The sequence below is a fragment of the Salinisphaera orenii subsp. orenii MK-B5 genome, assembly GCF_003788635.1.
In the GTDB taxonomy this organism is placed as follows: Bacteria; Pseudomonadota; Gammaproteobacteria; order Nevskiales; family Salinisphaeraceae; genus Salinisphaera; species Salinisphaera orenii.
In genome coordinates this window covers 209101-224432 of the sequence record NZ_AYKH01000012.1, presented here as the reverse complement: position 1 = coordinate 224432, position 15332 = coordinate 209101, and the positions used below count along the sequence as shown (strand labels likewise).

The 15332-nt window shown below is 68.6% G+C and carries 12 protein-coding genes; 6 read left to right on the top strand and 6 right to left on the bottom strand.

Annotated features, from left to right (window positions below):
• Positions 1–20: 20 nt before the first annotated feature.
• Positions 21–1676, bottom strand: a complete 1656-nt coding sequence (locus SAOR_RS07940; RefSeq protein ID WP_123630944.1) for an AMP-binding protein — start codon at positions 1674–1676, stop codon at positions 21–23.
• A 31-nt stretch (positions 1677–1707) separates the two neighbouring features.
• Complete coding sequence (locus SAOR_RS07935) at positions 1708–3066, bottom strand: YihY/virulence factor BrkB family protein (RefSeq protein WP_123630943.1); 1359 nt, start codon at positions 3064–3066, stop codon at positions 1708–1710.
• A gap of 144 nt (positions 3067–3210) precedes the next feature.
• On the opposite strand from SAOR_RS07935, the gene SAOR_RS07930 reads away from it, so the two are divergent.
• From SAOR_RS07930 to phaZ, 3 genes are all read left to right on the top strand, one after another.
• On the top strand, positions 3211–4920 hold the full coding sequence (locus tag SAOR_RS07930) for a PHA/PHB synthase family protein (RefSeq protein WP_185015595.1): 1710 nt from the start codon (positions 3211–3213) through the stop codon (positions 4918–4920).
• A complete protein-coding gene (locus SAOR_RS07925) occupies positions 4904–5764 on the top strand; it encodes an alpha/beta fold hydrolase (protein ID WP_185015594.1) in 861 nt (286 codons plus the stop codon). Before SAOR_RS07930 ends, SAOR_RS07925 begins: the two co-directional genes overlap by 17 nt.
• Before the next feature lie 115 nt (positions 5765–5879).
• Entirely contained in the window at positions 5880–6890 is a 1011-nt protein-coding gene (gene phaZ, locus SAOR_RS07920; protein WP_221179922.1) for a poly(3-hydroxyalkanoate) depolymerase, read from the top strand.
• Here phaZ and SAOR_RS07915 read toward each other — a convergent pair.
• From SAOR_RS07915 to rnt, 3 genes are all read right to left on the bottom strand, one after another.
• On the bottom strand, positions 6817–7638 hold the full coding sequence (locus tag SAOR_RS07915; RefSeq protein ID WP_185015593.1) for a lysophospholipid acyltransferase family protein: 822 nt from the start codon (positions 7636–7638) through the stop codon (positions 6817–6819). The genes phaZ and SAOR_RS07915 overlap by 74 nt on opposite strands.
• Complete coding sequence (locus SAOR_RS07910; RefSeq protein ID WP_123630939.1) at positions 7574–8362, bottom strand: GNAT family N-acetyltransferase; 789 nt, start codon at positions 8360–8362, stop codon at positions 7574–7576. The genes SAOR_RS07915 and SAOR_RS07910 overlap by 65 nt, the downstream gene beginning before the upstream one ends.
• A 91-nt stretch (positions 8363–8453) precedes the next feature.
• Complete coding sequence (gene rnt / locus SAOR_RS07905; protein ID WP_123589748.1) at positions 8454–9110, bottom strand: ribonuclease T; 657 nt, start codon at positions 9108–9110, stop codon at positions 8454–8456.
• Positions 9111–9219: 109 nt separating this feature from the next.
• On the opposite strand from rnt, the gene SAOR_RS07900 reads away from it, so the two are divergent.
• The 3 genes from SAOR_RS07900 (at position 9220) to bamJ (ending at position 12887) form a co-directional block, all read left to right on the top strand.
• Complete coding sequence (locus SAOR_RS07900) at positions 9220–10428, top strand: argininosuccinate synthase (protein WP_123630938.1); 1209 nt, start codon at positions 9220–9222, stop codon at positions 10426–10428.
• 148 nt (positions 10429–10576) lie between these two features.
• A complete protein-coding gene (locus tag SAOR_RS07895) occupies positions 10577–11869 on the top strand; it encodes an MFS transporter (protein ID WP_123630937.1) in 1293 nt (430 codons plus the stop codon).
• Positions 11870–11966: 97 nt separating this feature from the next.
• The gene (gene bamJ / locus SAOR_RS07890) at positions 11967–12887 is read left to right on the top strand and encodes a BamJ family beta-barrel-assembly machinery protein (RefSeq protein ID WP_221179921.1); all 921 of its coding nucleotides are present in this window, start codon (positions 11967–11969) and stop codon (positions 12885–12887) included.
• A 531-nt stretch (positions 12888–13418) separates the two neighbouring features.
• Here bamJ and SAOR_RS07885 read toward each other — a convergent pair.
• Positions 13419–15074 carry a phosphoenolpyruvate carboxykinase (ATP) gene (locus SAOR_RS07885; protein ID WP_123630936.1) on the bottom strand — a complete coding sequence of 552 codons (1656 nt, stop codon included), beginning with the start codon at positions 15072–15074 and terminating at the stop codon, positions 13419–13421.
• Positions 15075–15332: the final 258 nt, after the last annotated feature.

Genomic DNA, 15332 nt, shown 5'->3' with positions numbered 1-15332 from the left:
TGGCTGCGGGTTTGCGTGCGTTATCGCAATTCCTTGCGGAGAATCTTGCCCACGTTGGATTTCGGCACCTCGTCGATGAATTCGTAGTGCTTGGGCACCTTGTAGCCGGTCAGGTGTTCGCGGCAGTGGCGTCGGACCTCCTCCAGGCTAAGATCCGGGCGCCGCCGCACCACGAACAGCTTGACCGCCTCGCCGGATTTCTCGTCGGGCACGCCGACCGCGGCGGCCTCGAGCACGCCCTCGTGCGCCACGATCACGTCCTCGATCTCGTTGGGATACACGTTGAAGCCGGACACCAGGATCATGTCCTTCTTGCGATCGACGATGTAGAACAGGCCGGCCTCGTCCTGGCGTGCGATGTCGCCGGTGCGGAAGAAGCCGTCAGTGGTGAAGGCCTCCGTGTCGGCGTCTTCCCGGCGCCAGTAGCCGCGCATCACCTGGGGGCCGCGCACGCACAGCTCGCCGGCCTCGCCGGGCGGACGGCTGTGGCCGTCGTCGTCGCGGATGTCGACGTCCGTCGAGGGCAGCGGCATGCCGATGGAATGATTGAAGCGCTCCACATCGAGCGGGTTGCAGGTGACCACGGGCGCGGTCTCGGACAGGCCGTAGCCCTCGATGATCGGCCGGCCGGTGACCCGGTACCAGCGCTCGGCCACCGCCTGCTGGGTGGCCATGCCGCCGGCCATCGAGAACTTCAGGTGGGAGAAGTCGAGCTTGTCGAACCCTTCGGTGTTGAGCAGACCGTTGTAGAGCGTGTTCACACCCGTGATCGCGGAGAACGGATGCCGTGCGAGCGTCTTCACGAACCCGGGCATGTCGCGCGGGTTGGTGATGAGCACGCCGTGCCCGCCGATCGAGAAATAGACCAGCGTGTTCACGGTCAACGCGAAGATGTGATACATCGGCAGCGCCGTGATGATGGTCTCGCCGGTCTCGCTCATCTGCGGGGCGAACCACGCCTGGCACTGGCGTACGTTCGCGGCCACGTTGGCGTGCGTGAGCATCGCGCCCTTGGCCGGGCCGGTGGTGCCGCCGGTGTACTGCAGAAAGGCCAGGTCTTCGCCGCGCACGGCCACGGGCCGGAACGTCTGGCCGCGGCCTTCGGCCAGGGCATCGGGAAAGGCGACCGCGCCCGGCAGATTCCACGCCGGGACCATCTTCTTGATCTTCTTGACCACGAAATTCGTCACCACGCGGCGCACCGGCCCCAGCATGTCGCCGAGCTGGGTGGTGATCACGGTCTCGACCGGCACGCTGTCGTAGATCTTTTCCAGCGTCGCGGCGAAATTCTCCATCACCAGCAGGGTGCGGACGTCGGCGTCGGTCAGCTGATGCTCGAGCTCGCGCGCGGTGTAGAGGGGGTTCACGTTGACCACGGTCAGCCCGGCCCGCAGCGCGCCGAACAGCGCGACGACGTACTGCAGGCAGTTGGGCATCATGATCGCGAAGCGCTCGCCGGGCTGCAGGCCCCGAACCTGCTGGAGATAGCCCGCGAACGCTGCCGACAGCCGGTCGACGTCCGCGAACCGGATGGTGTTGCCCATGCTGCTGTAGGCGTCGCGGTCGGCATAGTCGCGGCAGGCGGCGTCGATGATGCCGACGAGGGTGGCGTCGTCGTCGGTGTCGATGGTGTGCCCGATCCCGGGCGGATAGTGCTCGAGCCAGTTCTTGTTCATGGCGCTCTCCCTTCGATGTGGCGCGGCGGCGTCAGTGACCGGCCCCGACGCCGGTCGGGGCGATGGCGGCGTCCTCGTCGGCGACCAGCGCGCGCAGCGTCAGACCGTCGAAGACCCGGCGCCGCGCCTTTTCCTTGCGCTCGATCCAGGCCGTGACGTCCCGATGGGCGACGGCATCGCGCGGGCGCAGTGCCGCGGCCGCATCGCCGGCGCGGACCGCGTCGAGGATCCCGTTGAGGGTCACGCATTCGATGTCCTGTCGCGGCAGCAGGGTCACGCTGTCCTCGCCGGTCTCGAGCAGGATGCCGGCGTCGACGAGCTGGTCGACGACATCGTAGACGTGATCCGGCGCCGCCCGCAGTTCGTGGGCGATCCGTTCGACCTGCCAGGGCGTGTCGCCGTGCAGGAAGCTGCGGCCGATCAGGCCCATCATCAGCAGGGCGAGCTGCTCGCGACGCTCCGCGCCCAGGCGCGGCGGGTAGGGGCGTCGGCTGAGCTGCTCGGTGTGCTGCAGAAGAAAGGCCACCCGGCAGCCCATGAGCAGGATCAGCCAGGAGACGTAGATCCAGATCAGCAGCAGGATGACGATGGCGAAACTGGAATAGATCGCGTTGACGTTGCCGGCGTTCTTGGCGAACACGGCAAAGCCCAGACTGGCGGTCTGCCAGAGCACCCCGGCGAACACGCCGCCGCCCAGCGCAGGCAGCAGCCGCACCCGGGTGTTGGGCATGAAGGCGTAGAGAAAGGTGAACGCCGCGCTGTAGAGCAGGTACGGGACCAGCCGGCCGGCCACGTACAGCGAGGTGCCGAACGGCTCGATGTCGGCGAGATAGTCGACCACCGTGTTGCTGGTCAGCGAGGCGGTCATGCTGCTGCCGGCGAGAATCACGATCGGGCCCACGATCAGCACGCTGAGATACTCGGTGAAGCGTCGCCCCAGCGAGCGCGCGTGTCGCACCTGCCAGATGTAGTTGCAGCCGGCCTCCACCTTCTGGATCAGCGAGATCACCGAATACATCAGAAAGACGACGCCCAGGGCGCCGAGCACGCCGACCTGGACGTTCTCGACGAAGTCGACGATCTGGTCGACGATCACATCGCCCTGCCCGCCGAGCGGCGCCATGAACCGCTGCAGGGTGGGGCGCAGCGCGCTGTCCACGCCGAACGCCTTGAGCATCGAGAACGCGAGTGCGAGCAGCGGCACCAGCGACAGCAGGGTGGTGTAGACCAGCCCCATGGCGCGCATGGTGATCTCGCCGTGCTGGATGTCGCGGATCAGCACCTGCACCAGCCGCGCCGCAGTGATGCCCCAGCGCCGGGCGCCGCGTTGGCGCTCCAGTTCGGGCTCCCAGATCGCGGCGTCGAAACGCCGGCTTATCGCGCTGATCATGATCGCATCTGCGCCGGTGTCGATGAATCCTGCATTCTAATCCCCCTGTCTCGACGCATGCGGCAGTGCGCAACGGTTGTCCCCGCCCCAAGCGTAGCGCACCCTGTAGCCCATCGGTCACGACCGTACCGCAGCGAGCCCGTCATGAGCGCCATCGCCACCGATCAGAGCACCGCCCGCCGCGGCGAACTGCCGCCGCGCGCGCTGCGTGATCTGACCGGCGCCTATGCGATCACGGGCCGGCGCTGGCGCGATACCCTGGGCTCGGCGCGCGAGCTGGTGACCACGCTGCTCTCCCATCCGCTCGTGCTGGCGCGCGCCGAGGCGCGGCTCGCGCGCGAGATGGCGCGGATCGCGCTCGGACGCTCGCGGCTGCGGCCGGCGCCCGAGGACGAGCGCTTCGTGCATCCGGCGTGGACCGACGACCCCGTCTTCCGGCGCACGCTGCAGGGCTATCTGGCCTGGTCGCAGACGCTGTTCGAGATCATCCAGGCCCTGCGTCTGCGGCCGGAACGACGACGCCGGCTGTTGTTCGCCGCGGAGCATCTGGTCGCGGCGGCCGCGCCGAGCAATCTCTTCGTGACCCATCCCGGCTTCTACACTCGCGCCCGGGCGACCCGCGGCGGCTCGATCGTGGCCGGGCTGCGCCACGTGCTCGAGGACCTGCGCGACCATCGCGGCCTGCCGCGCCAGGTCGACGAGACCGCCTTCCGTGTCGGCCGCAACATCGCGGCCACCGAAGGGGCGGTGATCTTTCGCAACGATGTCTTCGAACTGATCCAGTACAGCCCGCGCACGACCGAGGTCGACGCGCGGCCGGTGCTGTTCGTGCCGCCGCAGATCAACAAGTACTACGTGATCGATCTCGCCCCCGAGAAAAGCCTGGTGCGATATCTGCTGGAGGCCGGCCAGCAGGTGTTCACGCTGTCGTGGCGCAACCCGACCGCGGCCCAGCGCGACTGGGGCCTGGAGACCTACGTCGAGGCGGCCACCGACGCCATCGATATCGTGCGCGCGATAGCCGGCGACGCGCCGGTGAAGCTCGTCGGCGCCTGTGCCGGCGGCACCACCGCCACCCTCGCGCTGGCGCGGCTCGCCGCGGCTCGGGCCCAGGACCGCGTCGCCTGTCTGACGCTCATGGTCACGGTGCTCGACGCGCCGCGCGCCGGGCGGCTGTCCCGGGTCACGGACGAGGCCGCCATCGGCACCGCGCTGGCGCGTTCGGCGCACGCCGGCGTGCTCGACGGGGCGGATATGGCGCGGACCTTCGCCTGGCTGCGGCCGGACGAGCTGGTTTGGCATTTCGTGGTCAACAACTATGTCCTCGGGCGTCGCCCGCCCGCCTTCGACGTGCTCTACTGGAACAGCGACACCACGCGCCTGCCGGCGCGCCTGCACGCGGATCTGCTGGGCATCTACCGCCACAATCGCCTGCGCGAGCCGGGCGGGCTGCGGATCGCCGACACGCCCATCGACCTGCGTGCCATCGACCGCGATGTTTTCGTGGTTGCCGGTGCCCGCGATCACATCACCCCGTGGCAGACCTGTTACCGCGCCATGCAGATGTTCTCGCGCTCGAACGTGCGCTTCGTGCTCGGCGCCGCCGGCCACGTGCAGTCGATGCTGTGCCCGCCCGGCGACGCGCGGGCGCGGTTTTTCATCAACGACGACTACAGTCTGGATCCCGCGGCCTGGCGCCGCGGCGCCCGCGAGCAGACCGGCTCCTGGTGGCCGGCCTGGGTGCGCTGGTGCGAGGCCCACGGCGGCGGCCCGCGGCCGGCGCCGACGGCCTACGGCGACGAGCGCTACGAGCCCATCGAACCCGCGCCCGGACGCTATGTCCGCCAGCGCTGACCGCGATCACGATCCGTTCACCCACGCCACGGTGGCGGTGGACGGCGAACGCCTGCACGTGGCGCAGCGCGACGGGCGGGGCACGCCGCTGCTGTTCTGCAACGACTTCGCGGCCAACCTCGAGATCCTCGGCGACGTCGCGCGGCATCTCGAGCAACCCGTCATCGCCTTCGATCCGCCGGGCGTGGGCGCGTCCGAGGACGTGCATCGCATGCGCCGCATGGCCGCGCTCGCGCACCTGGTCGTCGCGATGCTGGACAGGGTGGGCGTCGACACGGCCGTGGACGTGCTCGGCATCGGCTGGGGCGGGCTGCTCGCCCAGCAGATCGCGCGCCAGGCGCCGGACCGCGTGCGTCGGCTCGTGCTGGCGGCGACCTCCAGTGGCCAGCTGATGTTCCCGGGCCGGTTCAACAGCCTCTGGCGGCTCGCGCATCCGAAGGGGCTGACGCGCATCGCCCCGGACGCCGCTCGGGCCCGGTCGGTCTTCGGCGGACGGCGCACCGATGAATGCCGGGCCATCGCCCGGGCCATGGGCCGGGCCACGCCACCGACACGGCGCGGCCACGCCGCCCAGCTCTACGCGCTGGCCGGCTACAGCAGTCTGCCCTGGCTGCACCGGCTGGGCGTGCCCACCCTGGTGCTGGCCGGCGACGATGACGCCGTGGTGCCCATGGTCAACGCCCGGGTGCTGGCGCTGCTGCTGCCCCGGGCCCGGCTGACGGTGATCCGCGGCGGCGGCCATTGGTTCGTGCTCGAGCGCACCGACGAAGTGGTTCGCGAGCTCGACGGCTTTCTGAACGCCCGCCACGCGCCGCGCCCGCCGGCCGAGGACAATACACTTTAAGCGCGAAAGGCAAGTTTCTGATCGTGATCGGTTGCTGCGCTGCGGCAAAAGTCTTAGAGCCGGATGGTGACGTTTTCCGTCATACTCGGCATATGGCAGTCGAAGGGGATGTGTCTTGAGCGCCGAGACGGCGCCCGAGTCGAGCGGGCGGCGGCGCGTGCCGCCCGCGCTGAGCGTGCTGCGCCGGCGCACGCGCATGCGCGTCGAGTTCGTCGATGTCGACGGCATACGCCTGCGGGTCGGCGTGCGGCGAGGCCAGGGCCGGCCCATGCTGCTGTTCAACGGCATCGGCGCGAACCTCGACCTGACCCTGCCGCTGATCAATGCCCTGGACGACGTCGAGCTCATCGTCTTCGACATGCCGGGGGCCGGTGCCTCGCCGGCGCTGAAGCTGCCGCATCGCTTCGGCTGGCTGGCCCGGCTCACCGCGACACTGCTCGATCGGCTGGGTTACGACGAGCCGATCAACGTCGCCGGCATCTCCTGGGGTGGCGCGCTGGCCCAGCAGTTCGCGCTGGATTTTCCGGGGCGCACCAATCGGCTCGTGCTGGCCGCGACCTCGGCCGGCATGCTCGGCCTGCCGGCGCGGGCGAACGTGTTCCGGCGCCTGATCACGGCCCGGCGCTATCAGAAGAACCAGACCCTGGCCGAACTCGCGCCGACGCTGTACGGCGGGCTGGTCCGGCGCCGGCCGGAGCTGCTCGAACGGCGCGGCGCGCACGCCGCCGGACCGTCGACGCGCGGCTACCTCAACCAGATGCTGGCCGGTCTCGGCTGGACGAGCGTGCACCGACTGTACCGGCTGCGCTGTCCGACGCTGATCATGGGCGGCGACGACGATCCGGTGATGCCGCTGGTCAACATCCGGCTGCTGTACTGGCTCATTCCCAAGTCGTACCTGCACATCGTTCGCGGCGGTGGCCATCTTTTTCCACTGGTGCGCGCGAACGAGAGCGCGGCGGTGATCAAGCGCTTCATCAACGAGCGTCGTTATGACGGCACCGACGGCCAGGACTATTACGCCGCGCGCGGAGCGCCGGCCGACGGGCGGCTCACGCCGCTGACCGCACCGGGTCGGACCGTTCCGAACGGGCGCGAGCGGCCGCCATCGCCTGGCGATGGCTGACCGCCAGCTGGCAGGCTTCGGCCAGACTGCGGCGATCGTAGCCGCGCGGATCGACCGGCGCGCACAGCCGCACCTCGGCCCGTATCTCGCGCAGCCGGAACAGGTCGCGGAAATGCGGCCAGAGTGCGGCCTCGTTGACCCACGGCGCGAGCGCATGATGCATGTCGGCGGGCGTGGTCTCGTCGCAGTAGCGCAGTGCCACCGGGGTCACCGGGTAGCCGCCGTCGATGGCGGCCGCGAACAGCCGCGCGTGGAAGCGGCGCGGCTGCGGATCGGTGGTGGTCGTGCCCTCCGGGAAGAACAGCACCGAACGCCCGGATTCCAGTACCGAACGGATGCGTGCCGAGGTCTCCGACGTGCGCCCGGCGCCGCGGGCGAGAAACAGCGTGCCGGCGGCGCGCGCGAACGAGCCGACCAGCGGCCAGCCGCTGATCTCGGCCTTGGAGACGAACGAGGCATTGAAGGCGTGGCCGAGCACGACGATGTCCAGCCACGAACAGTGGTTGGCCACGATCAGCGTCGGTCGGCTGGGCACCACGCCGTCGATGTCCAGGCGGACGTTGAGCACCCGCAGCATGCGACCGTGCCACCAGCGCACGAGGTGCCAGCTGCGCTTGCCGATCAGCGGCACCATCGGCAGCAGCACGATGCCCAGCAGCAGGAGTCCGATCAGACGCAGACTCTTAAGATACAGGCCGACCCGCCCGAGCAGCGGTCGGGCCTGGCGATTCGAGGAAGTGTCGTGCATAACGCGGGCACAAGTTAGCGACTTGCAGGTGCGTGAACAAGTCGGCCACGCGAAATGCCGGGTCCCAGCAGGGTTCGCCGGCCACCGTGGCGCCCAGCCCCAGATAGGTCCGCAGTAGCGGCGGACGGCGCGTGCCGGCCGGGTCGGCGTCCGCCGCGGGCAGTGGTCGTCGCGGGCGCACGACCGTGCCCGTCGACCGATGCCGTGATTCCAGTGCCGCGTAGAGCGCCCGCGCCCGCGCGCCGCCGTCGCGTGCATCGAGGCTGACACAGCCGATCAGATGCGCATGGTCCTCGGCGCGCACGAGGCGGGCGATGCCGGACCAGAGAACGGCCATCACCGTCCCGTGGCGTGCATCCGGTGCGACGCAGGTGCGGCCGATCTCGAGCGTGCGCCCGGGCAGCTCGAGAACGGATTCGAGTTCGAATTCGGTCTGCGAGTAGAACCCGCCGGCCGCGACGGCGCCGGCGTCATCCAGCAGTCGGGTCGAGGCCAGCAGCCGGCCCGTGGCGGTGTCCCGTACCAGCAGGTGGCGACAATGGCGATCGAAGGCGTCGGTTTCGATATCCGGCGCCTGGTTCGGGATGTGCGCGCCCATCTCCTCGACGAACACGCGATGGCGCAGTGCCAGACTGGTTTCGATCTCCGCGGCGTCGCGCGCGACCTGCACGGTGAGACGCGGCGCGGACCGGGGCAACTCCAGCGAACGTGCGGCGACGGCCATGGCATGTCCTCCGTAACGGTGGCGTCATGCGCAGGCTAGGGTTCGCGAGTTGAGAAACGATGACGCGCGCATGGCACGCGCGTGACCGGCGTCAGTTCTGTGGCAGGGGCGGGATGTTCTCGTAGATGGGCTGGAAACGGTTGACGATGGTGCAGAACAGACGGGCGGTCTGCTCGGTGTCGTAGCGGGCCGAATGGGCGGCCTCGCTGTCCCAGGACATTCCCGCAGCGGTCGCGGCGCGCTTGAGCACCGTCTGGCCGAGGGCGACGCCCGCCAGGGTGGCGGTGTCGAAGCAGGAGAATGGATGAAAGGGGCTGCGCTTGATGCCCGTGCGGGCGATCGCCGCGTTGAGAAAGCCGAGATCGAAATGGGCGTTGTGTCCGACCAGGACCGCGCGCTTGCAGCCGGCTTCCTTCATCGTCTGGCGCACCACCTTGAAGATGCGCGCCAGCGCTTCGTGCTCCGGCAGCGCGGGGCGCAGCGGGTGATGCGGATCGATGCCGTTGACCTCCAGGGAGGCCGGTTCGATGTTGGCGCCTTCGAAGGGCGCCACGTGATAGGCCATAGACTCGCGGATGTCGAGCTGCGCATCGGCGTCGAAATCCACCGTGACCGCCGCGATCTCGAGCAGTGCGTCGGTCGCGCTGTTGAAGCCGCCGGTCTCCACGTCGATGACGACGGGCAGGAAGCCGCGGAAGCGATTCGCCATCAGCGGCGTCGCCGATTCGATGTTGTCGGATGCTGTCATGGCGCGATACTAGCAGCTGGGCGATGCCGGGTGGGCCGCGCGGGGCGACGGCTTGCGTATAATGCCGCGTTCTGAGATTTCGATTGAAACGCAAGGCCCGGCGAAGACTATGAGCGACGTCAAGAAAGTGGTGCTGGCCTATTCGGGCGGCCTGGATACCTCGGTCATCCTGAAGTGGCTGCAGGACGAATACGACTGCGAGGTCGTGACCTTTACCGCCGATATCGGCCAGGGCGAGGAGCTCGACGAAGTCCGCCCCAAGGCCGAGAAACTGGGCGTGAAGGAAGTCTTCATCGACGACCTGCGCGAGGAGTTCGTGCGCGATTTCGTCTACCCCATGTTTCGCGCCAACGCCATCTATGAAGGCGAGTACCTGCTCGGCACCTCGATCGCGCGCCCGCTGATCTCCAAGCGGCTGGTCGAGATCGCGCAGGAGACCGGCGCGGATGCCATCGCCCACGGCGCCACCGGCAAGGGCAACGATCAGGTGCGCTTCGAGCTGTCGGCGTACGCGCTCATGCCCGGGATCAAGGTGATCGCGCCCTGGCGCGAATGGAATCTGAACTCGCGCGAGAAACTGCTCGCCTATGCCGCGGACAACGGCATCGATATCCGCAAGAAGGCCGACGGCGGTTCGCCGTATTCCACCGATGCGAACGCGCTGCATATCTCCTACGAGGGCGGCGTGCTGGAAGACCCGTGGACGCCCGCCGAGGATTCGATGTGGGAATGGAGCGTGTCGCCGGAAGACGCGCCGGACGCGGCCCAGGAAATCGACCTCACCTTCGAGCGCGGCGATATCGTGGCCATCGACGGCGAACGGCTCACGCCCTATCAGGTATTGGCCAGGCTCAACGAGCTCGCCGGCGCCCACGGTATCGGCCGGATCGATATCGTCGAGAACCGCTATGTCGGCATGAAGTCGCGCGGCTGTTACGAAACCCCCGGCGGCACGGTCATGCTGCGCGCCCATCGCGCGATCGAGTCGATCACGCTGGATCGCGAAGCCGCGCACCTGAAAGACGAGCTCATGCCGCGCTACGCCAAGCTGATCTACAACGGCTACTGGTTCTCGCCCGAGCGCGAGATGCTGCAGGCCGCGATCGACAGGTCGCAGACCCACGTCAACGGCACGGTCCGCGTGAAGCTCTACAAGGGCAGTGTCTCGGTGGTCGGCCGGGCGTCGGAATCCGACAGCCTGTTCGACGAGGCCATCGCCACTTTCGAGGACGATCGTGGCGCCTACGATCAGAAGGACGCGGCTGGTTTCATCCGTTTGAACGCGCTGCGGCTTCGGCTGGGGCACGGTCGGGGCTAGTCCGCGGCGCCGGCGACGTTAGATCTGTCGTGGGCGAGATGGTACCGACCTGCCATATGGTCTTCGGGAAGACGTTGACGAGGGCTGACGAGCGTTCGGCAGTGATGGCCGGGCGCGCTCGCTTCGTATCGGGGCAAGTGGTGCATCGATGGGGCAGGTGATCGTATCGCTGGCGGCGATGTTCGCGAGCCTCGCGCTGTTCATCGCCGGTACCGCGCTGCTCGGCACCGTCCTCGCCGTGCAGCTCGCGGATGAGGGGTTTTCGGCGACCGCCGTCGGGCTGGTGCTGGTCTGTCATTCGATCGGCTTCGTGCTCGGGTCGCGCCTGGCCACCGGGCTCATCCGGCGCGTCGGCCAGATCCGCTCGTTCTCGGCGTTTGCGGCGGTGGGCTGCGTGGCTGCTCTCATTCACCCGATGTACATCGACGGCTGGCTCTGGGCGGTGCTGCGCGGCCTGGTCGGATTCTGTGCCGCCGGATTGATCATGGTGCTGGAGAGCTGGATCTCGGGCCGGTCGACGCGTGCGACCCGCGGCGCGCTGCTCGGGGTGTATCAGGTGGTGTATTTCTTCGCCGCCGCGCTCGGCCAGTATCTGGTCGCCTGGGGTGCGACCGACGACTACCCGATCTACAGTCTCGTCGCCATCCTGATCGTGCTGTCGCTCGTGCCGCTGGCGCTGACGCGTTCCGAGGCGCCGGTCATGGGGGCGATCGGCCGATTGCACTTCGGCGCGCTCTATCGGCTGTCGCCCAGTGGCGCCCTGGGCGGACTCGCCGGCGGTGTGGTCATATCCGCCTTTCTGGCGCTGGCGCCGGTCTACGCCAGCAGCATCGGCCTGTCGCTGGAGGGGGTCTCGCGCTACATGGCCTTTGCCGTGGTGGCGACCATGGTGCTGCAGTGGCCGGTCGGCTGGGTCTCGGACCGGTTCGATCGGCGCTGGCTCAGCGCCGTGATCGCCGGCCTCGCGCTGATCGGCGCCCTGGCCGCCGCGGCGTTCGGCGCCGGCCAGGCGGTCGTGCTGTACGCCGCCACGGTCGCGGTGTTCGGGCTGACGGGCTGTCTCTATCCGGTGAGCCTGTCGATGATCAACGACGGCATGGCCGAGGGCGATCCGGTCGCTGCGAGCGCCGGTCTGCTGTTCGTCTACGGGATCGGCACCTGCATCGGGCCGGTCGCCGGCGCGTTGGCCATGCAGGGGCTGGGTCCGGACGGCCTGTTCGTATTCCTGGCCGCGGTACTGACCGTGTACGGCGGTTTCGTGATCTGGCGCGGCGTCACCACGCCGAGCGTGCCGGTGGACGCCCAGGGCCCTTATGTCAACATCGCCGCCGCCGACACCGGTCCGGTGATCCTGGAACTCGATCCGCGCACGCATCCCGACACGCCCGGCGCACCGCCCGGCGCACCGCCCGGCGAGTCGGCCACGGGGCGGGGCGGCTAGTCCCGGGCCGGCTTCGGCGTCGTCGCCTGTCCTGCTTTTGCTTGTCCGACCTTTAGCGTAGGCTTGCGGGTCCCATTACAGTCCATGGACGATCTCGATGAAACGATTCATTGCGTTGCTCGCGTGCATCCTCGCGCTGACGGCGTGCGGCAATCAGTCCGATTCGGACCAGTCCGGCAGCGAACAGGCCGGTGGCGGCGACAGCAGCGCGAGCACCGACACCAGCACGAACGGCGACGGCGGCGACAGTGGCGCCGAAGACGATGCAGCCCAGTCGGGCGATGCCTTCGCCAACGATGACGAGAAGCGCAGCTACGCGCTCGGCATGGATATCGGCAATTCGCTCCAGGAACTGCCGGTCGAGCTCAACGTGGACATGCTGGCCCAGGGCGTGCGCGACACCATCGAGGGCAACGACACGCGTCTGTCGCAGGAAGAGCTCGACAGCGTGATGCAGGGCTTCGTCAAGGACATGGAAGCCGCCCAGCAGGATCAGGCGCAGGAGCAGGCGCGCTCGAACCAGGACAAGGGCGAGCAGTTCCTGGCCGAGAACAAGGACAAGGAAGGCGTCGAGACGACCGACAGCGGGCTGCAGTACAAGGTTCTGGAGGAAGGCGACGGCCCGACGCCCTCGAAGAGCGACAGCGTCACGGTGCATTACACCGGCGAGCTCATCGACGGCACCGTGTTCGACAGCTCGCGCGAGCGCGGCGAACCGGTGACCTTTCCGGTCGATGCGGTCATCCCGGGCTGGACCGAAGCGCTCCAGCTGATGAAGGAGGGCGCCAAGTACGAACTCTACATCCCCGCCGATCTCGCCTACGGCGAGCGCGGCGCGGGGGCCCAGATCGGCCCGAACGAGACGCTGATCTTCGACGTCGAGCTGATCGAGGTCGACGACGGCGGCAGCGGCGAGGGCAGTGATGGCGCCGGCGGCGATGGGGGCGACGAAGAGTCCGCCGCCGACGCCTCGGGTGGCGACAGTGCGGGCGAGGACTCGAACGCCGACGAGGGCTGATCGCCGACCACGACGAGCGAGCCCGCACCACGCGGGCCGCGTCATCGCCGGCATGAAAGCGAGCCGCTGACGCGATGCGTCAGCGGCTTTTTCGTGTCCGGGGAGGCACGCTCCGGCCGGCACCCGCACAGCGTGTAGGCCGTGGCGCGCCCGGCCTTGATGCCGTGGTCGCCGACGTAGACGATTGGGGGTGGGATCGGCCGCTCGCGACCGTCGTGTGGTTCGGTCGAGGGGATGCCAGCGCTCGCCTGCGAACGCGGGGGCTTCGACGGCGCGGCGATGGACGCCCTGCCCGGCATGACCGGCGGCGGCCGTACGACACGAAACGCGGCGGCCGCGCCGGGTCGGGTCAGCGGAACTGCGGCTCCGGCCTGCGGTCGCGGCGACGGGCAGGTTCATCGAGCCGAGCTTTGGCGTGATCCGGTGCCGTGCTTATCGACACGACACGCGACGCGGCCCGGCCGAGATGATGCAAGAAACCTGTCAAACGTCGATCGCCCGGGCTCGGGCGATCGACGTCGTCGGCCGTGGCTACATCACCGCTTCGATGCCGAGGGCGTCGAAGCCCTTGCTGCGGTAGTTCTCGCGGAACATGTCGCGTAGCTTCTCGGCCTGGACGTCGTAGGCGTGCTTGTCTTCCCAGGTGTTGCGCGGATTGAGAATCTCGGTGGGCACGCCGGGGCAGGCGGTGGGCATGGCGAGATTGAAGATCGGATGGTTGTCGTAGCCGACCTTGTCGGCATCGAGTTCGCCCGCCAGCGCGGCGTTGAGCAGCGCCCGCGTATGCTGAATGGAGATGCGCTTGCCGACGCCGTGCGGCCCACCCGACCAGCCGGTGTTGAGCAGAATGCAGCGGGCCCGGTGCGTCTTCATCTTCTCGGCCAGGATCTCGGCGTAGACCGAGGGTTTCTGCGCCATGAACGGCGCCCCGAAGCAGGCCGAGAAGGCGGCCTTGGGTTCGTTCACGCCGACCTCGGTACCGGCCAGCTTGGCGGTGAAGCCGGAGACGAAGTGGTACATGACGTCGCGGGTGTCGAGGATCGAGACCGGCGGCAGCACGCCGAAGGCGTCCGCGGTGAGCAGCACGATGGTCTCGGGGTGCGGCCCGCGTGCGCCATCGGCGACGTTCGGATTCGCCGCCAGCGGATACGACAGCCGCGTGTTCTCGGTGATGGCGTTGTCGCTCAGATCCAGATCCTGCGGATCGGTTTCGGCCAGCGGCCGATCGGGCAGGGGCGGCACGTTCTCGATCACGCTGCCGGGCATGGACAGCGCCGCGGCGATCACCGGCTCGGCGGCCTTGTCGAGATCGATGAGCTTGGCGTAGCAGCCCCCCTCGAAGTTGGACACGCCGTCAGCGGTCCACGCGTGCTCGTCGTCGCCGATGAGCTCGCGTTCAGGGTCGGCCGAGAGCGTCGTCTTGCCGGTGCCGGACAGGCCGAACAGGATGGCGCCGTCGCCGCGCGGGCCGACGTTGGCCGAGCAGTGCATCGGCATCTCGCCGATCTCGGGCAGCAGATAGTTCATGACCGTGAACATGGTCTTCTTGACCACGCCGCAGTAATCCGCGCGGCCGAGCACCAGGCCGACGCGGTTGCGCATGTCGATGATCACGGCGCGCGCGCTCAGCGTGCCGTCGCGCTCGGGGTCGCAGTGGAAGCTGGGTACGTCGAGCAGCGTCCAGCGCTTGGATTCCGGGTCCGCGACGTCGACGCCCGAGGCGAACATGTTGGTCGCGAACAGGGCGTGCGTGGCATATTCGCCGACGAAGCGATAGGGCACGGCGTAGGCCGGGTCCCAGCCGCAGTGAACGTCCTGGACGTACAGATGACGGCCGCGCTCGTTCAGATGCGCGGCCACGCGCTCGAGCAGCGGGCCGAAATGATCCGGGTCGAACTTCTGGAAATCCGACTTCCACCACAGCTTGTCCTCGACCTCCGGCCAGGCGACCGCAAAGGTGTCCTGGACCGGGCGCCCGGTGCAGCTGGGATCGGAATAATAGACCAGCGGCCCCTCGAGGCCGAGCGCGGTCTCGTAGGCCTTGGGCTCGTCGTCCGGCCCGTCGGCCCGGATGCGGCCGCGGTCGTTGGCGAGTGCTTCACGAAAGAGCGCATCCTTGCCGAGATCGTGACGATATTCCAGGCCGTCGAGGCCCAGCGTTTCCTTCAACGCGGCGTTCAGACTCATGTGCACCCGTCCTGAATTCGACCGGCCCGCGGGGCGCGGCAAAAACGCGGAGATTACCGATTAGGTCATAGCGTGGCAATACGCGACCGAAGGGCCGCTGAACGTCGCGCGGGCCCGGGTCGCGCCCGGAGCGGCTGCGCGGCGCGACCCGGCGTGCCGGTGCGGCAAGCGGGGCCTGCGATCGTGAAGTCGCCGGACGCACGCGTGATCGAGGCGCGGTCGTCACGTGAGTTGATCATACCGGTGGCGATCCCGATG